This is a genomic window from Vibrio sp. 1457 (genome assembly GCF_033340195.1).
Taxonomy (GTDB): Bacteria; Pseudomonadota; Gammaproteobacteria; order Enterobacterales; family Vibrionaceae; genus Vibrio; species Vibrio alginolyticus.
In genome coordinates this window covers 36,353-61,365 of record NZ_JAWOWA010000023.1, presented here as the reverse complement: position 1 = coordinate 61,365, position 25,013 = coordinate 36,353, and the positions used below count along the sequence as shown (strand labels likewise).

25 protein-coding genes and 2 pseudogenes are annotated in these 25,013 nt (G+C 41.7%); 5 read left to right on the top strand and 22 right to left on the bottom strand.

Annotated elements, in window-relative coordinates:
• A partial coding sequence (locus R7Z41_RS19470; RefSeq protein ID WP_276465584.1) for a dihydrofolate reductase occupies nt 1-155 on the bottom strand: 155 nt, incomplete at its 3' end.
• Between the two features lie 162 nt (nt 156-317).
• Complete coding sequence (locus R7Z41_RS19465; RefSeq protein ID WP_000361705.1) at nt 318-974, bottom strand: quinolone resistance pentapeptide repeat protein QnrVC5; 657 nt, start codon at nt 972-974, stop codon at nt 318-320.
• Nucleotides 975-1,608: 634 nt separating this feature from the next.
• Between R7Z41_RS19465 and R7Z41_RS19460 the strand changes: the two genes are divergently transcribed.
• Nucleotides 1,609-2,499 carry a replication initiation protein gene (locus tag R7Z41_RS19460; protein ID WP_012615284.1) on the top strand — a complete coding sequence of 297 codons (891 nt, stop codon included), beginning with the start codon at nt 1,609-1,611 and terminating at the stop codon, nt 2,497-2,499.
• Between the two features lie 57 nt (nt 2,500-2,556).
• Here R7Z41_RS19460 and R7Z41_RS19455 read toward each other — a convergent pair whose 3' ends face one another.
• From R7Z41_RS19455 to R7Z41_RS19445, 3 genes are read right to left on the bottom strand one after another with little or no spacing between them, the layout of a single operon-like run.
• Nucleotides 2,557-3,207, bottom strand: a complete 651-nt coding sequence (locus tag R7Z41_RS19455; protein WP_102137293.1) for a hypothetical protein — start codon at nt 3,205-3,207, stop codon at nt 2,557-2,559.
• A complete protein-coding gene (locus R7Z41_RS19450; RefSeq protein ID WP_102137292.1) occupies nt 3,204-4,112 on the bottom strand; it encodes a tyrosine-type recombinase/integrase in 909 nt (302 codons plus the stop codon). The genes R7Z41_RS19455 and R7Z41_RS19450 overlap by 4 nt, the downstream gene beginning before the upstream one ends.
• Nucleotides 4,105-4,350 (bottom strand): hypothetical protein, encoded by a 246-nt coding sequence (locus tag R7Z41_RS19445; RefSeq protein ID WP_169573145.1) that lies wholly within the window; start codon nt 4,348-4,350, stop codon nt 4,105-4,107. The genes R7Z41_RS19450 and R7Z41_RS19445 overlap by 8 nt, the downstream gene beginning before the upstream one ends.
• A gap of 723 nt (nt 4,351-5,073) precedes the next feature.
• Between R7Z41_RS19445 and R7Z41_RS19440 the strand changes: the two genes are divergently transcribed.
• The 3 genes from R7Z41_RS19440 to R7Z41_RS19430 are packed head-to-tail and all read left to right on the top strand — an operon-like array spanning nt 5,074 to nt 5,864.
• Nucleotides 5,074-5,301: a hypothetical protein gene (locus tag R7Z41_RS19440; RefSeq protein WP_225452192.1), complete on the top strand. Its 228-nt coding sequence runs from the start codon at nt 5,074-5,076 to the stop codon at nt 5,299-5,301.
• Nucleotides 5,302-5,344: 43 nt separating this feature from the next.
• A complete protein-coding gene (locus R7Z41_RS19435; RefSeq protein ID WP_012615282.1) occupies nt 5,345-5,587 on the top strand; it encodes a type II toxin-antitoxin system ParD family antitoxin in 243 nt (80 codons plus the stop codon).
• Entirely contained in the window at nt 5,580-5,864 is a 285-nt protein-coding gene (locus tag R7Z41_RS19430; RefSeq protein ID WP_012615283.1) for a type II toxin-antitoxin system RelE/ParE family toxin, read from the top strand. The genes R7Z41_RS19435 and R7Z41_RS19430 overlap by 8 nt, the downstream gene beginning before the upstream one ends.
• 390 nt (nt 5,865-6,254) lie before the next feature.
• Here R7Z41_RS19430 and R7Z41_RS19425 read toward each other — a convergent pair whose 3' ends face one another.
• From R7Z41_RS19425 to R7Z41_RS19360, 14 genes and pseudogenes are all read right to left on the bottom strand, one after another.
• Entirely contained in the window at nt 6,255-6,647 is a 393-nt protein-coding gene (locus R7Z41_RS19425) for a hypothetical protein (RefSeq protein ID WP_000884724.1), read from the bottom strand.
• Between the two features lie 155 nt (nt 6,648-6,802).
• Nucleotides 6,803-7,276, bottom strand: a complete 474-nt coding sequence (dfrA31, locus tag R7Z41_RS19420; RefSeq protein WP_318136399.1) for a trimethoprim-resistant dihydrofolate reductase DfrA31 — start codon at nt 7,274-7,276, stop codon at nt 6,803-6,805.
• 625 nt (nt 7,277-7,901) lie between these two features.
• Nucleotides 7,902-8,435, bottom strand: a pseudogene (locus R7Z41_RS19415) (Qnr family pentapeptide repeat protein); the annotation flags it as partial.
• A gap of 72 nt (nt 8,436-8,507) precedes the next feature.
• Complete coding sequence (gene istB, locus R7Z41_RS19410; RefSeq protein ID WP_046209544.1) at nt 8,508-9,302, bottom strand: IS21-like element helper ATPase IstB; 795 nt, start codon at nt 9,300-9,302, stop codon at nt 8,508-8,510.
• The gene (gene istA / locus R7Z41_RS19405; RefSeq protein WP_181726412.1) at nt 9,299-10,318 is read right to left on the bottom strand and encodes an IS21 family transposase; all 1,020 of its coding nucleotides are present in this window, start codon (nt 10,316-10,318) and stop codon (nt 9,299-9,301) included. Before istA ends, istB begins: the two co-directional genes overlap by 4 nt.
• A 54-nt stretch (nt 10,319-10,372) precedes the next feature.
• Nucleotides 10,373-10,540 carry a pentapeptide repeat-containing protein gene (locus tag R7Z41_RS19400; protein WP_258557324.1) on the bottom strand — a complete coding sequence of 56 codons (168 nt, stop codon included), beginning with the start codon at nt 10,538-10,540 and terminating at the stop codon, nt 10,373-10,375.
• A gap of 635 nt (nt 10,541-11,175) precedes the next feature.
• Nucleotides 11,176-15,261: a hypothetical protein gene (locus R7Z41_RS19395; RefSeq protein WP_101905915.1), complete on the bottom strand. Its 4,086-nt coding sequence runs from the start codon at nt 15,259-15,261 to the stop codon at nt 11,176-11,178.
• Between the two features lie 3 nt (nt 15,262-15,264).
• Nucleotides 15,265-15,657: a DUF6375 family protein gene (locus R7Z41_RS19390; protein WP_101905914.1), complete on the bottom strand. Its 393-nt coding sequence runs from the start codon at nt 15,655-15,657 to the stop codon at nt 15,265-15,267.
• A complete protein-coding gene (locus R7Z41_RS19385) occupies nt 15,654-16,613 on the bottom strand; it encodes a radical SAM protein (RefSeq protein ID WP_101905913.1) in 960 nt (319 codons plus the stop codon). The genes R7Z41_RS19390 and R7Z41_RS19385 overlap by 4 nt, the downstream gene beginning before the upstream one ends.
• A 291-nt stretch (nt 16,614-16,904) precedes the next feature.
• Nucleotides 16,905-17,129 (bottom strand): OST-HTH/LOTUS domain-containing protein, encoded by a 225-nt coding sequence (locus tag R7Z41_RS19380; RefSeq protein ID WP_242531767.1) that lies wholly within the window; start codon nt 17,127-17,129, stop codon nt 16,905-16,907.
• A 138-nt stretch (nt 17,130-17,267) separates the two neighbouring features.
• Nucleotides 17,268-17,625: pseudogene (locus R7Z41_RS19375) on the bottom strand (NYN domain-containing protein); the annotation flags it as partial.
• Nucleotides 17,626-17,687: 62 nt separating this feature from the next.
• Nucleotides 17,688-18,407 carry a hypothetical protein gene (locus tag R7Z41_RS19370; protein ID WP_032073007.1) on the bottom strand — a complete coding sequence of 240 codons (720 nt, stop codon included), beginning with the start codon at nt 18,405-18,407 and terminating at the stop codon, nt 17,688-17,690.
• Between the two features lie 145 nt (nt 18,408-18,552).
• The gene (locus R7Z41_RS19365) at nt 18,553-18,813 is read right to left on the bottom strand and encodes a hypothetical protein (protein ID WP_046224235.1); all 261 of its coding nucleotides are present in this window, start codon (nt 18,811-18,813) and stop codon (nt 18,553-18,555) included.
• A gap of 19 nt (nt 18,814-18,832) precedes the next feature.
• On the bottom strand, nt 18,833-19,078 hold the full coding sequence (locus R7Z41_RS19360; RefSeq protein ID WP_046224236.1) for a hypothetical protein: 246 nt from the start codon (nt 19,076-19,078) through the stop codon (nt 18,833-18,835).
• Between the two features lie 231 nt (nt 19,079-19,309).
• Here R7Z41_RS19360 and R7Z41_RS19355 point away from each other — a divergent pair, with 231 nt between their 5' ends.
• The gene (locus R7Z41_RS19355; protein WP_046224237.1) at nt 19,310-20,404 is read left to right on the top strand and encodes a hypothetical protein; all 1,095 of its coding nucleotides are present in this window, start codon (nt 19,310-19,312) and stop codon (nt 20,402-20,404) included.
• A gap of 36 nt (nt 20,405-20,440) precedes the next feature.
• Here the strand turns inward: R7Z41_RS19355 and R7Z41_RS19350 are convergent, their stop codons facing one another.
• The 3 genes from R7Z41_RS19350 to R7Z41_RS19340 all read right to left on the bottom strand — a co-directional run bounded on the left by R7Z41_RS19350 (nt 20,441) and on the right by R7Z41_RS19340 (nt 24,808).
• A complete protein-coding gene (locus R7Z41_RS19350) occupies nt 20,441-20,716 on the bottom strand; it encodes a hypothetical protein (protein ID WP_014386655.1) in 276 nt (91 codons plus the stop codon).
• Nucleotides 20,717-20,924: 208 nt separating this feature from the next.
• Nucleotides 20,925-21,251 (bottom strand): hypothetical protein, encoded by a 327-nt coding sequence (locus R7Z41_RS19345; RefSeq protein ID WP_226977600.1) that lies wholly within the window; start codon nt 21,249-21,251, stop codon nt 20,925-20,927.
• Between the two features lie 83 nt (nt 21,252-21,334).
• Complete coding sequence (locus tag R7Z41_RS19340; protein WP_318136401.1) at nt 21,335-24,808, bottom strand: DUF6531 domain-containing protein; 3,474 nt, start codon at nt 24,806-24,808, stop codon at nt 21,335-21,337.
• Nucleotides 24,809-25,013: the final 205 nt, after the last annotated feature.

Sequence of the window (25,013 nt, the reverse complement as noted above, 5' to 3'; positions counted from 1 at the left end):
CCCATTGAGTCGAAAGTTTTACGACCGACTAAAAGCCAATGATTGTAAGTCATAGCTTTGAACAGGAGCTGCTCACCTTGTACATGCCAAGGTATATCCAATCCAGAGCCAATTACTCCATTCTCAGAAACTGCTGCCATAATGGATATTTTCATTTTTCCTCCTGAGGGCTAACGCCCGCCTAAGGGGCTGGCAACGCATAACAACTAAACTCAAACACAACAACTGCAACCACAGCGGCTCATTGGGACTGGAAACGCCACGCGTTGACAGTCCCTCTTGAGGCGTTTGTTATGTGTGTGTTCAAACCATCAAATTTAGTCAGGAACTACTATTAAACCTAATTGCTCTAAAAGTTGTTCTTGCTGCCACGAACAGATTTTTACACCTGTAAGGTCAACTTTCCGAGGGTCTAAACCATACAACTCCGAGTGGCTCAAATCACAACCTTGCAACCTACACTGGCTCCAACACCCTTCAGAAAATACTCCCCGACTTAAATCAGACTCTTTAAATGATGCACCACTCAGATTTGCGCCAATCCATCTATTCTCAAACAAATCACACTTTTCGATACACTGCCTTTCAAAGTTGGCGTATGAAAGATTACAACCTGTTATATAAGCTGAACAAAAATACATTCTGTTCGATACCTGATTCATGAAGCTAGCTTGAGAAAAATTGGCACCCTTTAAATCGCATTCTCTGAACTCGATACCAAAACAATTTGCACCTTTGAAATACGACATTGAAAGACTGCAGTTTTTAAAAGATGCATCTCTAAGATCCGAGTAAGAAAAATCACACCCCTCTAATTCACCTCGTTCAATGAAAGAACAATCTACAAATTGTGTATCGCGGAGGTTCGCTCGTTTAAAGGAACAGCAGAAAAATTTGCAATTTTTAAAATACTGACCACTCATGTCTTGATGTGAAAAGTCTGCTTGTACATATAACTGGTCTGTTTTATCCATTTTCTAGCCCTCTTTCTATTTGAGTCGAAGACTAACATTTACCAACCAGTTCTCAAGAAAAATAAACACCTTAAAAACAGCAACTTACAACCACTTAAAATCGCAAAAATAAGGCGCCAAATTGACGCTCTAAGGCACCGTTTTTTAATTCACCCATGCCGCATGGCTAGAAAAAAGTTTTGATTAATCATGGCGCTTGCAAGAAAAACACATAACGCTTTCTATACGGCGAAAAGCCGTATTTCTACTCAGATCTAAGCTCATTTAATCTTTCATGGTCAACATAAATTCAAAGACTTAAAGATAAATTCGGCATGTTAGGTGGTAACATGTCGCTTAATGTGAAGAGTGGGATTTAACGTAATGTCACTTTGTGCGAAGTGCAGTGTTTCGGTAGAACAATGATTCTCGAAAGGTCGCTATAGCGGCCTTTTTTGTGCCTGAAAGCAAGAAAAGCGAAGGGAAATTGCGAAGTAAGGTATTGAGGAGTAAGATTAACTCTAGATAAAACAAAGCCCCGAAACTCATTCAAACTTGGCGGAATGGAGAGTTATCAGGGCTAAAGCTTAAGGTAATTTTAACACATGGAAAGACAAAGACAATCCACACGTAACCGCCATAAGTGCAGTTATGTGTGAAAGCTAAACAATCAAACGCATTTCAACTCGATCTAATCGAGACGCTTCCTCATAAGCCGTATTGCACCGATGAACTCGGTGTCACTTACATACGCCCAAAAAGTACAGCGATTAAGAAAAAATATCTGCAAGTGAACCAACCGAAGTTGGTCACTTACCTTGTCTTTGATATTGATCGACAAGGCGGTGTGTTGGCTTGGTACGACAACGATCTTCCCACACCATATTGGACTTCAAAGAACCCAGAGAACGCACACGCACACATTGCGTATCGCTTGAAAGTTCCATTCTGTACGTCTGATATCGCGCATAGTGAACCTATTCGCTACGCAGCTGCGATTGAATCCGCGATGATTGAGCGTCTGAAAGCGGATCGTGGATTCGCAGGACTACTGACGAAAAATCCACTGCACCCACATTGGCAAAATGAGTTTTGGACAGAGTACGAGTACACACTCGATGAACTGGCGGAATACCTCGATCTGAAAGGCCACCCGTTACGTGGTAGCGAAACGTCTGGTCTTGGCCGTAACTGTGAGTTGTTCGATAACACTCGTCAGTGGGCATATAGAGCGATTCGGGAATACTGGGCGCCTAACTACAAAAGAAAGTGGAATGCAGCCGTCTACGACAAAGTAGAAAGTACGAATAGCCAGTTCAATGTTCCTTTGCCCGTGTCAGAAGTGAAAGCGATAGCGAAGTCGATCGCTAACTGGACGTATCGAGAATTCACGCCAGAAAAGAAAAGCCAATGGCACGCTAAGAAAGGTGCTAAGGGTGGAAAAGTTTCAAAAGGTGGAGGTAGACCTAGCCTTAACGAACCTTGGGTTGAGCTTGGTATCAGTCGAAGAACTTACTTCCGTTGGAAGTCGACTGGCAAATTGTAATGTGTGGCACTAAACAAGCTATATCAGATAACAGCCCTTTTTAGGGTTGTTATCTGATTAATGGCCTCTATGTTTCTTTGCTAATCTTGCTAGAGCGGTATACGTGATTTTTGTTCCATCCGTGAACTTCCAGTCTATTTCATCTAAGAACTCTGCCATTATTTTCTTCTCTGCGCTCAGTCGATCTCTTTGACCTAACTTACTCTGTGTCTGTTGGTTTTGTCGACGGTGTGCGTGATTGACTATTCTTATTTGCTTTTGTAACGCCACTTCCTTGTTCTCTGTTTGCTGCTTGATAGCGTAGATCTCGTTTTCTTTCTTGTTGAGTCGTTTCGCTTCTTTGGCGTGTTTGTTTACGATATCCTTCTCAACTTGACCTTGGTATTCTCGTTTTATGTTTTCGATCTCTTTCGTTTTTTTAGCTAATTCTTTCTTAGCTTTGAGTAACGACTCATCTGCGAATGTGCGAATGCCGTTGTAAATTAAACCTAAAATGAACGCTGTCATGAGGCTAAACAAGAATATGTAAACCCATGATTGCCATTGGTACCAGAGCGTTTTTGCGCCTTGTGCTAGTAAAATAGGACCATTTGAGTTGGATAAGTCTACTAACCAAATCGTGCTATCGGGAGTTAGAAAATCAAGAAATGGTGCTGCAAAAAGCAATACCAATCCCACAACAATTACCGTCAAAAATCCCCAAATCATCGTAGGTATACCTCTGTAATATCGGGGCGGAAATGCCCTAGCTCTTGAGAAATAATCGTCATGACATCGATACGCTCAAAGTGGTTAGCCAGTTGTTCGTAGCGGTTTTGTGCGTAGCTATGGCGTAAGCCGTGTGCTCCGTTGGAGTACCCAAGAGCGCGAGAACTCGCTTTGCTGAACGCATCAGAAAACTTGTGTCCTCCTGCTATGTTGTAATGCGATTCGTAATTCACGCCCCTGTCAGAGAGTTGCTGTGGTGTATCGAGTCTGCGTTCTTCTAACTTTTCTGCCAAATGGTTGGGGATTTGAACTTCACGAATGAGACCGCCTTTCCCTTGAACCGTGTAGGTTTTTGAGTCATTGGGGAGTTGGGAAAATTTATCTTGGTGTACGTCCCGTGGACTCGGATTTACTTCGCCAGAAGGTCGTAGTGTGTACAGTTCGTGAGCGCGTAGACCCGCTTCATGACAAAGTTGTGTTGAGAGTGCATGTTGCTCGGTTTGGTGCTGAATGATCGCATTGACCTGTTCTGGCGTGTAAGAACGAGAGTTTTCAATAGTTTCTTTTTTAGATGTAGGAAGCTCTTTGGGTGGGTATAGTGTTTGATTGGGTTCTAACTTATGTGTGACATGCTGCATCATTGTTTGTATTGCCTGACGATCCATGTCGATTGTGCTTTGTTTACATTCGTGAGCGCGTAACTCTATGTAGTTTTTTGCTTGTTCTGGGGTTAGTTCTCTTAGAGAGCCAAGCTTGAACTCTTTCAGATAATCGCAACAGGTTTTCAATGCTTGTTCGTAGTTCCTCGCCGTTCCCACCGATTCTATGGCATTACCTTTCCCCTGCATTTCTTTCATGACAGAAGCGGCTTGTTTTTCTGATTTTGCGAAGTGCCCTTTAGCCATTGCGTGTTACTCCGATGGAATGGATATATCGGAGGATGGTACTGCGAGCTGCATATTGCTTGTGTTCAGTTTGGAGGTGCAGAGCAATCAGTTCTAAAGATGCGCCATGCTTGTACATTTTGGCGATTTCAGAACGGAACGGTTCAAGTTTAGAGGTGCGTTTCTTATAGTTTTTGCCTTTGCGTAAAGCACGGGTCTTTTTTGCAGCTTCGGTCGCTGCTACTGGATCAAAGCTCATAAAAATCTCGATGTGGGCGTAAGAACTAGCTAAATATTTTCGTAAAAATATCCAGACGGCATTGCCGTTCGCCAATTTTGCTTTTTTTCGTATAGCAAGGCCGACTGTTCACACCTTTTCACGTTCACTTTCCGCCAGTGAAGTGCGTACTGATTTTTGTGTTTCGCTGCTTTGAGAAGCACCGTTGGTATCAGTAATTAAAACCAACGTGTACGGTGTTAACTAGGCCGTACTCCCCTGAGGCAAAATCATTTTTTAGTTCTCTGACTAAGCGCGGATTTGATTTTCGCAGACCAAACCAAGGAGGTTGTAGAGGTCAGGTTCCTGCATAAGCAGCAGTGGGCTATGGAAATTCCATTGTGACATTTTCACGTTTTATCTGCAATATTGTTTTGTTGCAGGCTTTTTGTTGCGTGAAATTATATAAAAGCTTATTAAAGCTCGCGCTATGTGGAATTTTTAAATTCTACATAGCGCGAGTAGGCTCGCGAAATTTGCGAAAAGTACCGCCTGAATTGCGTAGCAACAGGGCGGTGCTTTGAGTGAATTTGACGGGGTTAGGGGCAGTAGCCCCTCACGAACTGACGCGCTGCGCTTGTCGCATCACTAGCCCAAGATAAACTGCAAGTTTATCCTGGGCCGGTGATGTGCATTTTGAACGCTAGGCGTTTTTGAGCTGCATGATCAAGAGCCAAACTTAGGAAACAAAACGCTGATGGTAAGGTGGATAAAAGAATCTATGAGAAAGAGGCTGTTATGTTTATTCGAGTTATTTTTACAGCATTATCATTTTGCGCTGTTTTCATTGTGGTGAGTGACAACATACCGGGTTGGGGGAATGCTTTGGGGTGGAGTTACATCTTGGGTATGTTGGCTCTGGGGGTAATAACATTGAAAGCCGAACAGCTCATGGCATGGTGTGATAAGCAATTAGCGAAAAAGAGAAAATGAAGAGGTATACTAGGTGTGTTAATAATTAACACATGGTGATTTTATGGCTAGAACAACAAGCGTCACAATCGGAGAATCTCTTGATTGTTTTATCGAAAGAATGATCGCAACAGGTCGTTATGGCTCAACAAGTGAAGTGATGAGAAGTGCATTGCGACTACTCGAACAACAAGAGAATCAACAAGACTTACTGCGAAAAGCGCTCGATGAGGGTGAGGCGAGCGGAGAGTGTTCCTTGTCATTAAAAGAAGTGGCAGCAAGAAGAAAGGCCAAGCTGCATGTATAAACTTTCCCAAAAAGCAGCAGACGATTTTGGGGATATCTACGAATATACCTTTTTAAATTTTGGCGCAGAGCAAGCCGACAACTACACCGATGAAATGGAACAATGTTTACAAACTCTGTCAGAGGCACCATTCATTGGTCGAGATTGTTCCGAACTTCGTTCTGGCGTACGTCGTCATGATCATCAGAAACACGCCATTTTTTATCGAGTTCGAGAGTTCGATATCTTTGTTATCCGGATCTTGCACCAACAGATGAACCCAATGTTGCATCTTTAAATTACTTAATTTTTTGATAAAACCTAGAAAAACGCCCCTTAGAGGGCGTTTTTTGTTTCAAACGAACAGCGCCATCTTTGCCCTGTAAATCGCCTGAAAAGCGTCACAAACTTTCAGCCCGATTTCTGGGTCAGTAGGGCATAGTAAGTGCTTAAAAACGTGCCTAGAGCCTCTGATGGCGTTCTAAGGGCTGTTTTTGATAGCTAACTCGCCCGTTTAACATAATAGGAATAATAGACACCGATTTTGAGTGTGGCTCAGGCATAAATTTGGATTCTGATTAATGTATACATCTTCAAGTGGTTCTATGAAATTGGTATACATTAATCAATAGGGGGAGGTGATTTTCGTTACAGAGTCACGCGTTGCGAATCACTCTTAAATGCTTTGTTAGAGCACTTTGCTCTGTGTCACCAAGTCAAAAGCTTCGTTAACTTTTTTCCCAAGCGAAATCTGTTTGATTCCTGCAGGAACATGTAAGAACAGTGGAAAAATAGCCCAAAAAAAGAATAGCCCAATAACAACAAACAACCATCCACCTACTACTTGGGCATCATACTTACCAAATACTCCCTTTGTGTGGTTATTGTAAGCATAGGCAATAAACTTACCTGTTTTTGAGTCCCGCTCGCCGACAACAGTAACTTCATCATTACGATTAATAACCCAAGCATCAGATACTTGAAGTTCGATTACACAATTATTTTCACTTAATTCAAACTGTACCTTGGTTTTAGTGACCGCTTTGAAATTAATAACCTTACCAACTAATTTATCTAACATTATTTTGTTAACTCTATGTTACTTTACTAGGAGTGCTCTAACGCCCTGTTAAGGGGTGAGCAACGCAATACCGAAGCTTCCGCATACCGCCTTAACCACTAAAACCAACGCATAGTAAAAATGCCACGCGTTGTGAATCCCTCTTAAACAGTTTGTTAGCCCTTTGCCCAAATTTGGTACGTGTAATCAATATTTGAACTGAAACTTTGCTCAAATGTTTGTTTGAAACTCTGTGGAACTGAAGGGAAAAACACGTCGCCAGAGATGTGCTTATGAATCACTGAAAGATGGATAACATCTGCTTGTTCGATTAATGCTTTGTAAATTTCACCACCACCAGAAACAAAGACATGTGTTGTCGTATTGTCTAAGTAAGATAATGCCGATTCAATGCTGGTGAAATAAATAACATCTGGATCATTCGAGACCATTTCTGAGCGAGTAACCACAGCATATTTCCTATTGGGAAGTTTACCCATTGAGTCGAAAGTTTTACGACCGACTAAAAGCCAATGATTGTAAGTCATAGCTTTGAACAGGAGCTGCTCACCATATACATGCCAAGGTATATCCAATCCAGAGCCAATTACTCCATTCTCGGAAACAGCTGCCATAATGGATATTTTCATTTTTCCTCCTGAGGGCTAACGCCCTGCTAAGGGGTGAGCAATGCACTGCAAGAGCCACTGCACACCGCCTTAATCACAAAACTCACCGCATGCTGAAAATGCCACGCATTGCGAATCCCGCTTAAGCAGTTTGTTAGCTTAAATTTCAGCACCTTAGATTTACCAAGCCTGAGATTAAACCGATTTGGAAAATCAACAAACCACTTAAGCTTTGAAACCCGAATTGGCTCAAACTTTGTGGCCTTTCATGCGATTTGAAAACCCGAAAATTTTGATAAATCACTTTCGGAAAATTCAAAGCTAAAACAAAACCTCCAAAGCGACTTTGCACCAAACTGGCGAACCTCGCGCAGTCCCAAAACTCAATTGAGGCAACTGTTCGAAACTCATGTTGACAAACAATGTGGATTTGCCGTGGAACCAGAGCGAATGGCCGAAGGAAGAAAGAAAAACCACAAACAACTGATTTTTAATGTTTTAAGCTAACGCCGCGTTAAGTAGTGAGCAACATGCCACCCAACCTAAACCATTGTGCCGTAAACACTAAATTCAAAGCAAACCGAAAATGCCCAGCGTTGCGAATCTGTCTTAAACGCTTTGTTATGTGCGTAGCCGAATCTTGCGCTTAGTCAGGAACAATGATTACCCCTAATTGCTCCAGTAACTGCTCCTGTTGCCACGAGCATATTTTTACACCTGTAAGATCAATCTTTCGAGGATCTAAACCATAAAGCTCTGAATGACTTAAATCACAGCCTTGTACTCTAAACTGTTCCCAGCAGTCTTCTGAAAAAACGCCACGACTTAAATCTGATTCTTTAAATGAAGCGCCTCGAAGATTTGCACCAATCCATCTATTTTCGAACAGGTCACATTTTTCAATAAGCTGCTGCTCAAAATTGGCATAGGATAAGTTACAACCTGTTATGTATGCAGAGCAAAAGTACATTTTATTCGAAACCTGATTTACAAAACTAACTTGGCTAAAATTTGCCCCTTTAAGATCACAATCTCTCAGTTCAATACCAAAGCAATTTGCCCCCTTAAAATGGGACATTGAAAGCTGACAATCTTTAAATGAAGCATCTCGAAGATCAGCATAAGAAAAATCGCACCCTTCCAGTGCCCCCTGCTCTATGAAAGTACAGTTAATGAACTGTTGTCAACGCCAGTTTAAAATTGACCCACTTATCGACGTTATCGCCGAAGTAAAACTGACCCACCCACGTAATTAACTTCTACTTTCAGATAGATTCTCTAGAACCGTTGGTATGGTTCCAGCCGCCTTCTTTCCTCGTAATCGATAGCTTTCTCCACTGATTTGTACGATGTGCGAGTGATGAAGAAGTCTATCCAGTAACGCCGCCGTCAGTGTCGTATCGTCGGCGAACGCATTTGACCATTGAGAGAACGGCAAGTTACTGGTCACGATAATGCTGCCTTGCTCGTATCTTTTAGCGATGACGTTGAAGAACAAGTTCGCCTCTTCTCTGCCGAACGGTAGATATCCGATTTCATCGACGATAAGAAGCTTTGGAGCGAGCACGCTTCGTCTTAGGTAGCTTTCAAGCTTGCCTTGAGTTTTTGCTGTAGACAGTTGAAGCATTAAGTCTGCTGCTGTGATGAAGCGTGTCTTTAGCCCCTTTTGAACCGCTATTTGACCAAGGCTCACAGCAAGGTGGCTTTTACCAACGCCACTTGGGCCAAGTAATATCACGTTTTCCTTTCGCTCAATAAAGGCTAACCCTGTTAGCTCCTTAAGCTGTTTTCTTGGAGCGCCTGTTGCGAACTTGAAGTCATAGTCATCGAATGTTTTCTCCATAGGGAAGCTGGCGAATTTGGTCAGCGTGGCTCTTGTGCGTTCAGCTCTCGCATCAAGCTCTGCGTTGAGAAGTGACTCTAAGTAATCGGCTAGGCTGAACTCACGACTATTAGCGACTTCTGCCAGTCTTGGCCAGTCCTGACCTATAGCTTGTAACTTCAGCGCTGCACAGGCCGCTTCGATGCGATTCATTTGAAGGTTCATACTCGTACCTCCAACAGCGCGTCATAGGTTGAGAGTGGGTGTTGGAAGCTCTCAACTGGCATTACATTATCACCCATTGTTAGCGGTACCATTAGGCGTGTCGGTGACGGGAGGGGTTGAAGTGTAAAGCGCTCTTCATCTAAGAGAACTTGAGGCTTTGTACCCGTCGTACCGTGGATCCGTTGGTGAGCGACGGTTTCTAACCACGCGCCGATATGCCCATTAAGAACATCGACGGTGACTTTAAGTCCGTGTTGTTTGAGTGTCGCTGCAAGCGGAGTAACGAAGCTACTTTTCAAGTAAGAGTTAAATCGCTCCACTTTCCCTTTGGTCTTTGCGCGATAAGGGCGGCAAGCTCTTGGTTTGAAGTTGTACTTCTTAGCGGCAGTGAGCAACATAGGATTCCATCGGTGTTCACCTTCACCGTAAGCATCTCGTTCTATCATGATGGCTTTTGCATTATCGAAGAGAACTTCTTTGGGTACGCCACCGAAGTATTCAAACGCTTCTTCAAGACCTTCAACCCAGTCTTCTTGTCGCTCTCGCTCGCAAAAGCGAACGAAGGTCGCTCTGCTATAACCAAGCGTTGCAACGAAGGCTTTAACACGTACGCCGTAATGCGTGATGGTAGTGAAGTCGACCTGCATCTGCTCACCAGGCTTTGTCTCGAATCGAACCACAGGGTCGACTGGCGTGCTAGGTTTGTATTGCTTGATGTGCTCCTTGAGCATCGTTATACCGCCCTCATAGCCAAGCGCTTTTAATTCACGAAGTAGGACTGTTGCTGGTATCCAATACGGTTTTGCTGCGTCAATGCGAGTACGCAAGTAGTCATGGTATGGCTGAAGTTTAGTTGGTCGCGATTGACGCTCGGGGTACACGAGGGCTTTGCTTCTATCACGGAGATAGTTACGAACGGTATTCCTTGAGATACCCAAATCCTTGGCGATACGGCGGATGCTGCACCCTTGCTGATGTAAAACATGTATTTCCACTAGTTGCTCCTGATTGATCATAATCCGCCGCTTTGTCCATTTACGAACGGATAGTTTGCCTCAAGTGGGTCAATTTTAAATCGGCGTTAGTGGGTCATTTTTACATCGGCGCTGACACTGTGTATCTCGAAGGTTTGAGCGCTTAAAATTACAATGTATAAAAGTACAATTGCTAAAGATATGTTCTTGCAAGTCCTGATGTGAGAAGTTCACTTGATTATATAATTGCTTTGATTTTTCCATGCTGTAGCTCCAAAAAACATTTGATTTGAAGACTACCATTTACCTGAAAGTTCTCAACAAAAACAAAACCAATAAAAACAGACACTTAAAACACCCCGTTTTAGCCAAGATAAGGCATCAAAATGGCATTTTAAAGGGTGCTAATTCAAAATAAGCGATGCGGCCAGCTAGAAAAAAGTTTTGGTGAACCTGGTGAGTTTTAGAGAAAGCACATAACGCTTTCTATGCGGCTTTTAGCCGTCTTTCATATTCCTATGATGCAACCTTTTTAATACCCCATCAACGTGTAATCAATAGGTTAATGAAAGTTAACGGAGGTTAGATTGCATGATGCCTTATAATTTCAGAAAAATGCTGCTACCCAAACTCCTTCGGATAACTTTTGATAGGGGAAAGTACTGTGAACTAAGTGAGCGAGAACTTTTGATCTGAATTGTTTTGGGGCATTTTTGAGTTGGAAAATGCCACGGGTAAAAATTCATCCGGTGAAGGTTTTGGACAGAAACGTGTCAGTGACTTTGCTAAATTAGAATTTAACGGATTACCTGAGGTACGGCAAAACCTCGATCTTAGTGCCCATTTTTGTTCATCCACTAAAAATAACAGAGGGAATGTGTTACGCATTCCCTTTCCAATCAATAATTAGCTCTCAGAAAGTCTATACTTTCAAAATCTTTGTACGCAAAATCCCCACTATACCCGACGTCAGAAACTCTTCTTTCACCCTTAATCCGAGTTATTATTCTTAAGCCACTAGATTTCAGTGCAGCAGTTAAGAATTCTTTATCCAAGTAGAATCTTTTCCGAGAGTTAGAGTATCCGTCTAGATCTTCAACTATATACTTTGAGATTTGTTGTCCGTCTTTGAAGTAACAAAGCCGCTCACAGTCAAACTTAAGCGCATGCTCTTTAACAAAACTAGCAGCTAGCATCGGCATAGAAAAACTACCACTTGAATGTTCCGAACTATATTCGATGATAAAATCTTTAAGCGAATGCTCCTTATATTTAGGAACAGTCATTGTATGTGTTCCAGATGTTCTTACAAAAGCACTTCCATCAAAGAACACGTTTGATTCAACTTCTATTTCTTCTTCACCATCTTCTTCCTTGATAACTTGGGGTTCAAGGCTTTTACTCCACGAGCTATAAAGCTCTCCCAAATAAACATCAGATAATTTGGCGATTTCGGGGAACTCCAATTTGCTAGATTCCTCGCTATCAAAATCAAAGTCTTTCAACGACTCATCGAAAACTAAAAAGGAGTTTACAGAAGCATAGAAATGACGATTTAATTCCTCAGATTCCTCGACTATAAATGCATCAACCAAAATCAAATTTTCATTTTCAGAACTTGCACAATCGCTGAGATGAACCAGATTCGGATCTTCCGAATAGTTAATCCATTCTTCTGTAGTTAACCCTTCATCGCCTAAGTACATTTTTTCACTAAGAGGGTAGATTTTTAACCTTTTACTAGGAAAGAAAGGGTCAATTCCTTCTATAAACCTTCCCCCCCAGAACTCCAACTGTTCCGAATCGAGTAGTTTTCCTGCCATTTGGTAGTACGCTATCCAAGAGTACTTTTTGCCATAGCGCTCTACTTTTTTTGTTTCGTGTCTCCGGTGATAACCGCTCGAAGAAATTTGATTGTCTAAGTTGCCAAATTTGTCCTCGCTCCACCCCAAATCATATACTTTCCATAGTATCTGATTACGAATTTTCGCATAAGCCTCATGTTCATAGTCGTAATTGCTACGATCTTTAACCAAACGACCAATAGTATAGTTCTCAAAATCCATTTTAAGAGGAGATAAATGCCCGCTCATACCATCAGTTATTTCTTCATTCCATTCACTTCTGGGCATTTGTTCAAAAGGTTCAGTAGCTGCTTTAACTTCTGATTCACTAATATTAATTTGAGATTCCAAACTCGCACGCTTCACTAGACATGAGGCATATTCTCTAACCAATATGTTGGTTGTAGCGTACTTCGAATCATGGCTGAAAAAAACAGCTACTATGTGTTTGCTGAACGCCTCTATCTCACCTAAGTTTTCAGATTTATCCAAAGAAATACTGACTATTGAGTAACATGCTGCAATTATCCGCTCTAATATATATTCATCATCAGCCACTAGAATAGGTTTGACTATTTCTAGGAAACTCTTAGTGTTATGCACTCCATAGTAGACTAAAGCCTCAGTTGAAACATCTCTTAGCTCAGTTACGACTGAGTTAAGGAACCAAATTGTTGTAATTAGCCTTAGTTTTTCTATTTCTGGATCTGAAAACTCTCTATTTTTCCAACATTCAGCCCTAAATCGAATGCCTTTTATCAATTCATCATGGTTTCTTCGAAAGTACTCTCCCCATGAAAGATCTCTGTCCACCATAGACATGTCTAACAATATATCACTTAGAAACTTTGCGTTTAGAGGGTGAGATATTGCGAATCGTACGTCTCCTAAAGATTCAATATATTTTTGTTTCAACCCTTCATTAAGTATTAAGTTTTTCAATTCGCATACTGTTTCATCACAAATGAAATTAGGTTCAATCAAATGCGACAAACTTAAAACTTCGTTTTTGTATGTTGAAGGAACTATTTGCCAAATGTGTGGCAGATTATACTGCGGTGCAATAGCGACAAGTGCATGTAGGATGTCCTCTGACAGCTCATGCTGTAAAGTCACATCTTCGAAAATTTTCGCTAAAAAACCTTGTGAACTAAATAGCGATACGTCTCGATTTAGACAATAGTGCTCCATTAAATAGAAAGCTATAATGTATCCACCTAGTCGATCATACGCTGGGCTTAAGCGATATTCTCCACGACGAACCAGATCTCTGAATATCAAACCTTCTTGAGATAGCAAGTTGACAATATTACTGTCCCAATCTGTCGACTGTGGATTATACTTCCGCAAAAAGTCTGTTTCTAAAACACCTCTACCGTTTGCTTCCCACAGAGCTTCGCCTAAGTAGTAGACTGCGTTTTCTACCTCAGTAATTGTGTATCTGATAGACAGGTTAGTCATTTCAGAGATAGTTTGTCCGATATGTGTGACTTGCTCTTTAAACAATGAGTATATGGATGACGGAAAACTTTGAACCACCACACAAGTCTTCCTTGGGCGATTCATAACTTCACAAAAGATTTTCAAGTTTAAAGGATGACTGAAGAAACTTTGCGGAGCCGCTATTGGATTAGCACTAATCTTATAATATCTAAAGTATGCACCTATAGCTTGGACAGTTACTTCGTCACTAAACCCTTTTAACAGTAACTCAAAGCAATCATTGGGGAGCGCTTGCTGTGCAAACCCTTCTCTTGATGAACTATTAGCTCTGACAGCACCGACATGTTTCCGAGACTGATAACCATCTCGCAATGTACAGACGAGAACTACATTTGGATATCGAGGTAATACAGTCTCTATGCTTGCCAATAAGTTCTTCCATTCTCTTGGGTCTTCAGCCTCATTTAATCCATCAATAACTATTGGAACTCGACAACGATTTCTTTCTCCCGCCGAATCTATAGCTGAAAGCAACAATTCAAACGATCTAACTTCGTTAGAGGCAAAGGACATATTTTGAACCAGAGAATCAAGCGTTCCCCCCTTACGAAGTTTTTTTCCATGAAGAAGTATTCCAGCTAGCCTGTCATCATTTTGGCTTGTAACTTCAGCAGCTAATTGTGTTTTACCTCTGCCAGCTTTACCAATAACAGCTACTAGTTGATGAGAAAACAGTTCTACAGCTTCTGACAACAGCTTTTTGATATCTTTGATAACTGCATTCGCATTGGTCAAATAAAGAGAAAGCGGTAGGTTCTGCCTTCTTGTTAACCTTAGTAACTGACTTATGTTTTTTGTCTGCTCTGAAGATTGAGCAAAGTTCGCAATTCTACCTATTTCTCTGCCTGACACTGTAGACTCAAAGACCTTACAGCTAAATATAACCTGTTTACAAAAGGCTATAAATTCTTCTAGACCAGACGAAAGATCTACATAATCCTTATGCCTCGATAACTCAGAAATAGTTGACAAATAACCGTCTAGTTTAACTTTCGCAGCATATATATCAGACCATGCGCTAGGTTCACCGAGCACTCTTCTTATATCTCTCTCTACGCCCGTAGATTGATGAACTTCATGAATCCAACGATTTCTAATCGGAGCCACTGAATTCGTATGCTGTTCATTTAACATATCTGGTGTTAAAGCCAGCTCTCCAAAATAACTAGCCCTTAACTCTGTTGCTGGGCCTGAGAGATAAGACTCTAAGTCGTTTTCATTCCAAAGATGTAATGTAAAGCCATATTTTGTTTGTAAATCATAGAACCAAGTTTGGTCAGCCTTCGCTAAGGTTTTGTGTGTCCAAAGAATCCATACATTTAAATCTGGTAAGTATTTTTTCGTTGTATCCAGCGAGTGTTTAATCTGGCTCTTTGCCCCGGTAGTTAAGCCACCGTCACTCTTATATTGGAACCATTTGCATTGCCATCCAACCTTTAACCCTTTTGTTCCCAATCTTGGGTCATCACAATCAAGCTCAAGATGGAACTCCACTCCTGGTTGATTTTTTAACTCTTTTATTGGCCCATGATTTCGAAATTGTCGAATGACTATTCCTCTACATAAGCTTTCAAAACTAAATGCATGCGCGTTAGGATGCTCTCCAGCTACATGTTCAAACTTAGCCCAATCAAGCACTAGTTAATCCTCTTTTTTAACTAAATCAGGATAATCGTGTGCTGAAAAGCATTCGACCTTCGCTCCTTCATGAATCAGTAAAGATATGAATACATTCAGGTCGTCATCTGAAGATATGGTTATCTTTGAACCTTTTCTTTCGAGGCGTTGGTCATACATAAATTGCGCTAATTGTTGGGGAGAAAAACAAAACAGATTTTGCTTGCGAAGGAACTCAAGCACTTCATCACCATATCTATCTGCATCCACGTCAAAATTCGATTCATCACTGCATAGAAAAGAACTAATCGTTGATACTAATTGCTCAAAATTTTCAGCCTTTTCTACATCCTTGAACTCACCAACGATTACTAGATTTAAAGAGTGCTCCGCACCGTAGCCCTGCCAAATTTTCATTCTAATTCAACCCTTATAGTATTTGTTAACTGACGATAAGCATTAGTTAGAGAACCACCACCTATAGGAACTCCATTCTTGTCGAACGAACTCAGTTTTAAAACACCTGACGCATCTATATGCGCAAAGCCTTGCAGGTCGCTCTCTTTCTGAAGACCGATAGCAGTGACAAATTGATTTTTGTAATCAGAGCTTATAGATACCCTCATACTTTTTGTGGTTTTTCTTCGACTGTCGACAATTTCTTTTAATTTACTTAGTGTTACATCATCGATTTTTTTACCAAACCCCACAGGTACCTCTGGTAAAATCAGAAACTCATCAGCACCTAGCTCCTTGCACAGTTCCAAGGCATTTGGTAGGTCGTCAATAGTTTTGCTGTTAACTACGTAATTTATCCCAAATGGGAGACGCCCTTTAAATAATTCTAAATTGCTTAACAGCTGCTTAAATGGTCTCTTCCTTATAGACTCATAATTACTATAAGTTCCATCCATACTTACTCTAATAAAGTTCACATGACTTTTTAGCTGAGATATTAGTTCAGGAGTTAAACTATGACCATGCGTCGTAAAGCTAATTGCTAGCTTGGTTTCTTCTTGTCCAAACTGGCAAAGTTCAACCAAGTCTTCATGCAATGTTGGCTCACCTCCACCAAAGCCGATACCAAACACACCCATACTATCCATTTCAAGCAACCAATCTTTTACTCTACTTTTATCCAGAGTTGAACGATGCTTTGGCGCATAACAATGCGCACACCTCAAGTCACAGTTATTAGTAAGTGCGATAGAAACCTGCCTAGGACTAAGAGTCCAATCGGACTCAGGTGGGATTTCATCATCTAGAAGTATGTTAAGCCCATTTTGGCGGCTAAATAAGTGGACACCATCAGGCCCCTTTCTAATTTTGAACTCGTTGTGTTGGGTAACGCCATTTTTATTCTTTATATACAAAGTTTATTCAATACCTTAAATGGTTAGATCGCAGTGCAATATCAGCACAAGATGAAACTAATAACTAAAGGGTTACTCTTAGTCACTTCAAACATGCCAACCCTACCTATAAAATTCACTCCTACAGATGGCGAGTACATTGAATTGCCACCAAATCCATAGGCACTTTGTGACATAAGAAAAAATAGGTCAAATAACCTCGCTTAGAAATGAGGTACAGAACAGCTCTAGCTTAGAATGGGGCATTTTTGAGTTACCCGATTGCAGTATGTCGTCAGCGAAGGCAGCACATCATTTTTGTTTGCTTGCCTTTGTTATCAGCTGAAACTCCATACCAGTGCGTTTAGTGTTACGGGTTCTATAGCGCGTTGGATATTTATCAAAAAAGTCAGATAACTTCTTCAACCCGTAGTTTCGAGGGTCAAAATCTGGCTTCAGTCTCTTTAAGTACTTGCCTATTTCACCTAGTTTTGCCCAGCCCGATTCATCTCGATAGTTCTGCCAAGCTTGATGCATTAATCGCCATAATTCGCGTTCTGAGTCTTGATTAGAGCTTGGTTGTGCCTCCCCAAGATCAACATCAGCGTTTAAGTTCTCTATCGCTACAAAGTCATCACAAGCGTTTTTAAACGAAGTCGGAGTCATCGCTTTTCCTACACCGATGACGTGTATCTCCGACTCTCTTAATCTCGTAGCAAGACTTGTAAAGTCACTATCACTGGATATCAAAGCAAAAGCATCAAACCTTTGGCTGTACAAGAGATCCATTGCATCAATAATCATTAAAGAGTCTGTCGAGTTTTTTCCAGATATAGGCAAATTGCTGCTTAGCTTGAATCGCTAACTCATTCAAAGGCTGCTTCCAGTTTTTTAGTTGTTCAGCAGAAAAATCGCCATATGCACGTTTAACGATGATCTGCCCAAAACTAGAAAGCTCTTCAATAATCAGGTTTAGCTTTGAGTGTGGAGTGTTTTCTGAATCAATTAATACAGCGATTTTTCTGTTACCCATAATCCGTGCGTGACCATCCTTTATGTAGTTAGTTGCACTATCCAATTTTATTCCTTCCAAGGTTATTGTTCGCGCTCAAAAACAGTTACTAAGGTGCGACGCCCATTATCGTTAACAATAAGGTATGTGAATTTGGAAGTTGGATGCCCCCAAGCTTCTACATTGTCGGCAGTACCGTATTTTTTCGCTTTATGGGCCAAAACATTTGCAGGCAAATTTCGAATTCTCAACTCAGGATGTTTAAGTCGATTGACTAAACTCGCCCAGGGCTTTTTGGGATCTCCAGTGCTCAATCGCTCTTTATACTGTTCAACAGCGTGAGCGGTAACATAAACGGTCCCCATTGCTGGTGTTTCAACGGCATCATGCGTATTTGCATATTCCTGGCGATTTGCATCTAAGAGCACTGTTACACATGATTTTGGGTCGGCCATGAACTCACGACTTTGTGATACCTCTATTTGCACTCCAGCCATTCGGTTTTGAAGAAATGCTGCAAACTTTTGTGCATGTTTTTTCGTAGATTTACCACGGGCAAGCTTTTTGATTGCTCCCTTTGACACAACGAGTTTGTAGCCAGAACCAGAACCCGGCTCTCGACCCATTACTTTTTCTTCAAAGAGTAGGTATTGAATGGCTGATAATTCTGAAATCAAATCAGAATCTTCATGGGAAAAGTCGATTTTTACATCAAGAATTCCACTGCGTTTAGTGCCCACACGCCAGAATACTCGGCTCGTTTGGTCATCTAGTTTTTCAGAAAGAGTGGTTAGAATCATCATAGTCTTATCTCCGGTATTTAAGATCCCTTCCGGCATCGCCGTAAGGACCTCATTTAGTTAATATTCATACTTACTTTATCATGCTTTTTGAAAACGCAACCCCTCCCCTCCACTTTCACATGTGAAAGTCTAAGTAGAAATCCAGCTAGTACGCCCAACTGTCAAAATCTGTATGGGTGAGAATTTCACCGTCTTTGGCCGGACGAACATAAACACTTCCATAACCCCCTTCTGTTCCAATCGCGTAACACGCAATAGAAAATGCAATTTGAGGGTTAGGTATAGTGGCAACTATTTCTTCATTGATTGTTACGACAGAACAATGACCCGTGTACGAATCTGGCAACTCAGAAATTGCGGTTGCTGCATCGAGCGTTTCACTTCCATCCGATATCAGAATGCTCATATTTAGCTACCAAACTGTACTAAAATCCAAAGAAACTACCACCACCAGCAAGTCCTGCCGAATCGCCAACAACAGCAGCATAAATGGCAGCAGCTATTGCCGCAACGATGACAAACTTAACGATGGCAAAGCCAAAAGAGAACAGCCTCCATATTAAAAAGAACCCAATCACAGCAGCAATCCAGCGCCAATCAAAGGGTATATCACCTAAAGAACTATCAAGGGCTCTCTGAACTTCATATAGCCAGCCGTTTATCATATCCATAAGATCAATCTCCAGAGCATCATGCTCTTAGTGTACCGACATGACATTTTTTTAAGAGATGAGAACTTGCCCTTTTTTGTGCAAATTGAGGGACATGACAAAGAGCTACTTAGTAAAAGAGTGATCTGCTTTAGGATGGCAATCCTATTTGTGGTAAGTTGTGTTAAATTATCTACCACAATTCTATTTTGTGGTATCATTGATAACACAATTTACCAAAGGAGCACGACAATGGATATCTGGCACTATCCTCGTACACAGCTTGCTACGTTTATCCTTAACGGGATGGACAAAGGTCTTCTTCAACGTGTTTCAATCTTCGCTCCACGTAAGCGAGGAAAAACTCAATTCATTCAAAAAGATATCATTCCTATGGCTCGTGAACTTGGTGTCTTACCTATCTATGTAGATTTTTGGATGCAAAAAGACGACCCAGAAGGCATCTTCATTAAATCCGTCATTGATGCTTGTGAAAGGAATGAAGGATTTCTACATAAGCTTGGCAAAGCTCTCAACTTCAAAAAGTTAGGTTTTAGTGCAGCTGGTGGCAAAGTTGAAGTAGAGCGTTCTCAGGGAGAACTGAGAGCTGACTTGTTCGCTGTATTTCAACGCTTAAACGAGCTGGATATGCCTGTTTTACTGTTGCTTGACGAAGTTCAACATTTGGCTACTCGCAAAGAATTTGACTCGTTTACGGCAGCTCTACGCAGTTTTGTAGTGAACAGAGAGGATAACAACGTCAAATGCATCTTCACAGGTTCAAGTAGAGAGGGGTTAAGTCGCTTATTCAAAGACAACAAGGCTCCATTCTACAACTCCAGCCAAACCCAGATATTTGAAGAGCTGGATATGGATTTCGTTGAATTCGAGTTGGCCGCATTCAAAAATGTCACTGGTGGTGTCGAACTCGACAAACACAAAGCCCTAGAAATCTTAATCAAACAAAATCGCGCTCCCGCTCGGTTTGTTGAAATGTTAAAGAATATGGCCCTGAACATGGTTCATGACCTAGATATTGGTGTCCATCGTTATGACGTTGATCGTATCGAGTCAGAGGACCACTTTTCAAAAACATACGAACAACTGAAACCTATCGAAGTGGCGATCCTAAAGCTTGTTGCTGCCAATGAGTCAAAAGGTCTTTATACCAAAGCAGGACTAGACAAAGTAAAAGCTTTCACTGGCGACCCAGAAACAGACGTTACAAAATGGTCGGTGAAAAATGCAGTCACACGATTGAAGTCGCTTGAGCTAATTTACAGCCCAGAGCGTGGGAAGTTGGAAATTGAGAACCACGATTTTCGTGATTATATTCTTGAAAAATAAGTGCCTTTCGGCATGTTAAGACTATTAGCCCATGCTTCATGCGTGGGTTTTGTTTATGAGTTGTACTTCTATATTCTCAAACCCCATGTCTCTAACCTGATTTACCAGGATATCAAGCCTCCACACTCTCAAGTCACTGGTTCTTCCATGTCTAATTGCATACGCGATTCCTTTACCACTATCAATCCCAACCAAATGAAACTTGTTAGGATGCAGTTTAGATTCCTGCGCAATTAGTTTGGTCATTGTTCGAGTCTCCGCGAGACGGCGGAACTCACCTTCTTTTACTTGATGAAAAACGACTCCAGACATACATATCACCATTATGTTGACTACATATGCTCATTATGTCGATTTAAAGGGGGAAATCAAAGAGGTTTTATTGCTGGGGCACGATAAGTAATAAGCTGAGGTTCGAAGCAGAAACGCCATCAGCCAGGTCAGTGATGTAATTTTGCACAAACTTTAACTAATTGTCCAAAGTCTCAAACACATCCCCCAGCAATATAGCACAATTAGTTCAACTGACAATATTAGCCCCTACCAGTTGAAGCGTGTCAGTGAGGGAACCACCACTAGCATCAAGCCCTAAGCGGTCAACGGTTTCACTACTAACAAGAGCTTGTACAACATTGGCAAAGTCGCGTGAGCTTAATTGTTCAATACTAAGCTTTGTCTTACAGCTACTTTCCACTGCGGCCTTGTATTGAATGGTGTATTTCGCGTTAACTGGGGCCATAGAGTGCATCGCCATTAGATACGCATCAACTTCTGTTTTAGGGAAAACATCCGCTTGAGCTGAAAATGCAGTTAACGTCGCTAGCAGTAGTCCAATTTTCTTCATCATTCTTGTTCCTGTTACATTGTTCAAAGTGGCATTATTTACTCGACTGATTTTCAAGCTAAATATTACATTCAGTCAAGCACTTATCACTTTTCGAACATGGGTAGTAATTCCTGAACGCTTTTTTCACAAGCGGCTTGTCTACGGCCACTTTCGTAAAAGTAAGCCCATAGACTTTGTGGCATCCCCTCAAGAAACTCGATAGGAAAAGGATTAGGTGTTTTAGCCCAATAGTTTTGCTTCTGGTCAGAATAACCTTGTCGTTGCGCATCTTGCTGAAATAACGTGTACAACGCTTTTAGTTCATCATCATTATAGAAACAATGATAATTACCACCAACTAGTTGGTTAGTCCCTAGTTCTATCCATAGAGGATACCGGGAAGAACTACCGAAACAAATTAACTGATACTGTGGCTTCGATTGTCTTACCTCATCTTCACAAAGCTCTACTTTGCTGGTGGTAAATGTGTCTTTCCCTATTAAAAATGGATTGTATTGATACTGACTAGCCATTTTATCTCCTTGATATTCATATTCGCGCTGGGTTTGCCCGGTTCCGGCATCCACCTCAGCCAATAACTCGCCATCGAGGCCGTAAACATAAAGCACATCCACGCCACCAGCTGACTTCCTCACTCGTTGATGAGCACTGTTATAGTGATAGATTGATGTTTCGCCATTGACCGTAGCCTCAGTCAATCTATTGAAAGCATCATAGACAAAGACATCCGTTCCTCGGCCAATCGTGTTTCCGTTTGCATCATAGCTGTAGGTGATCGAGCCAATACTTGTTTTGGTTAGGCGATTGCTATTGAACACAATGCTGTACGAATCTTTCACGCCGTCGCGGTAGATAGCCGTCCGGTTGCCGTTGTAGTTGTAGGTGTACTCTCGGGTCCCGTAACCACCAGTAGCCTCAATCAAGCGGCTCAGCTTGTCGTAATTGAAAGTTTGGCTATAGCTACTATCCATTAAGTCTGTAATTGAATCGACATTGCTATTGGCCGTATAGAGATAACTGCGGTGCATTGCACCAGCAACCTGTACAGACTCCAATTGATAGTTCATGTCGTAATGGCGCTCTTCCCAAAGCCCATTTCCATGAGTCAGATCAGTTACAGGCCCAAAAGGTTTCCGTACCAAGTCAGAGACTAATGTTCTGCTGTTAACACCATTCTTCAATGTAACGCCAATGACCTCACCAGCTACATTTCGCTGATATACCGCTTTGCGGCCACTCGGGTACTCGATACTCACCAACTGCCCTGCACCATCATAGGTGTAATTGGTTAACAAGGTGCGGCCATCCACAATTAGTTCTTGGCTGGCTATCTCACCACTGGCTGTGTAACTGTATTTTGATACGCCAGAAGCGTCTGTAATGGAAGTAAGCTGCCCTACCCCATACAGCGCTTCTGGCTCATCGTAGCGGAATGTCACACTAGCATTAGGTTGACCATCCACAGTGATTGAAGAAAGGCGATTAAGCGCGTCGTAGTGATAAGTGAAAACCTGACCTTTGGCATCTGTTTTACCGATCAGGTTTCCAGCCTTGTCATAAGTGTAATGAGCCGTGCCTGTGTCTGGGCTTTGTACTGAGAGAACATCGCCATATCCGTTGTATGAATAGTAAGTTCTCCGCCCTCTTGGATCAGTGACTCTCGTTACTAAGGCATTATCGTTATACTGCATTGCAGTGGCGCGGTTAACAGGGTCAATTGATTGGAGCAGGTTGCTAAAACCATCATAGCGGTAGGCATAAGCATTTCCAGAAGGATCAACTTTGCCAGTCAGGTTGGCTGTCTTGTCATAGGAATAGGTATAAACATTGCCCGTTCCATTTGTTGTTGACGAAAGCCAACCATTCAAAGTGTAACTATGCAGTTGCTTCCAGTGAGCAATACCACTGTTATCTTTCAGCTCAACTTGCTCAATATTTCCTAGTAAATCTCGATTAATGCTTTGTCTATTTCCATTTGCATCAATCACGGCCATAAGCTGCTGAGCTGCATCGTACTCATAAGTGAAAGTGCTGTTGGTTGGTAAGGTGATAGATACCAAGAGTCCTGATTCATCGTAAGAGTACAATGTAGTTCCGTCTGGACCAGTAGAAGAAATCAATTGACCTAACGTGTTGTAGTTAAGCGAGTAGCTTACTCCATTGGCATCTGTGACGCTCTGAGCCCTTCCATGAGCATCGTAATTGTCAAATGACACTACGTGCCCAAGAGAGTTGATAACTCGGCTTAGGTTGGCTTGAGCGTCGTATTCAAAGCGCGTTACATCATCAACATCCACCCGAGGACCATCCACTGATTTCAGTTGTCCAGGAACACCGAGAGAGTCTGGATAATATTCAAATGTCCACTGCCTGACATCTGAGTTGGTTCGGTCAATCAATTTAAGCGTTAACAGCCGCTGGTGGTCGTCATAGGTAAATTCTTGGACCAAGTATGACGATGTAATTTTGGTTGGTTTTGGGAACTCTGAATGCCATTGTGTTGTGATCGTATCACCAGTCGAGCTTGTCCTCGAAATTTCAAGTCCTCTTTGGTCATATTGGTAAGAGAATGATTGGCCTTCTTCATTGATAATAGACTTCAACTCACCGTTGGCATCGTAGCCAAACGACTTCGTACCACCAGCAAAACCAGTACATGCAGCACCCTGTATACTGTCAGGCTTTAGTTTTCCGTTATAACGACTAAACAGATAATGTTGTTCGTGACCTAGAGCATTCGTTACCGTAACCGAGCCATCAGGGTTGTATGTAACACTTGTCCTATCAACACCACTGCTATGTTCGCTAAGAACAGCGCGACCCGAAGGATCATAAGACCACGTAGCAAATCTGCTTCCCTTTTCATCCGTAAGGCCAGTCAAAAGGCTTGGGTTTAAACTGTCTTCATAGTGGTAACGTCGCTGATTGGCATCCGGTTTATGCACTGCAACTAACAATTCATTCGAATAATCGTAAGAGAAGATTTGTCCAGCAGGGTCGATCATCTTTATGATCTTCCCTTGATCATAACTAAACCTTAAAGTCCGGCCAAAACTGTCAGAAACAGAGTCTAACTTACCGTTGGTATAATTCAGATCCAGCTCATTTCCCGATGGATGAACAATACGTATCAACTGACCATTACTATCATATAGTTCGACAACACCATCAGCTCTCTGATATCTCCAACCAGAATCTTTGTATAACCGATCATCACTTTTCCATGTTGTCATCCAAACCGCATTTGTCCGGTAGAATGCTAACTCTTTCCCATCTGGCCGATGCAAGACAACCATATTCTCTCCGTGACTTTCTTTGTCAAAAATCACTTTGTTTGAATAGTTGTGGCTCCATCCAATACCAACATCGCTTTGTTTACCACTCAACGCTAACTGGCTGTTGTAATGTCTTGTGAATACAAGAGGCTCCATACCAGCGCTTACATAATCGGTTTCTTGCTGATATTTATTACCAGTAGCTAGGTTGATAGGGTTTCCAACGCACAATTCTGTCTCTGGTTTACCAAGATCTCTATTGAGAAGTGGAGAATCAGTCATCTCCCCAGGAATTATGAATTTTGTCAGTGTAGTTCCAGAGAGAGCTCCAAAGTAACAAGTGTCAGGGTCATAACTACCTGGAGCATCACTACGATGCATACACAGCCATGAGATTAGTCTTCCATCACTATACGTTTCACTCGGGTATAGCTTTTCACTCACATAGCTGTGTGTGCTTGCGAGCTCGTTAATTCTATAGTCCCTT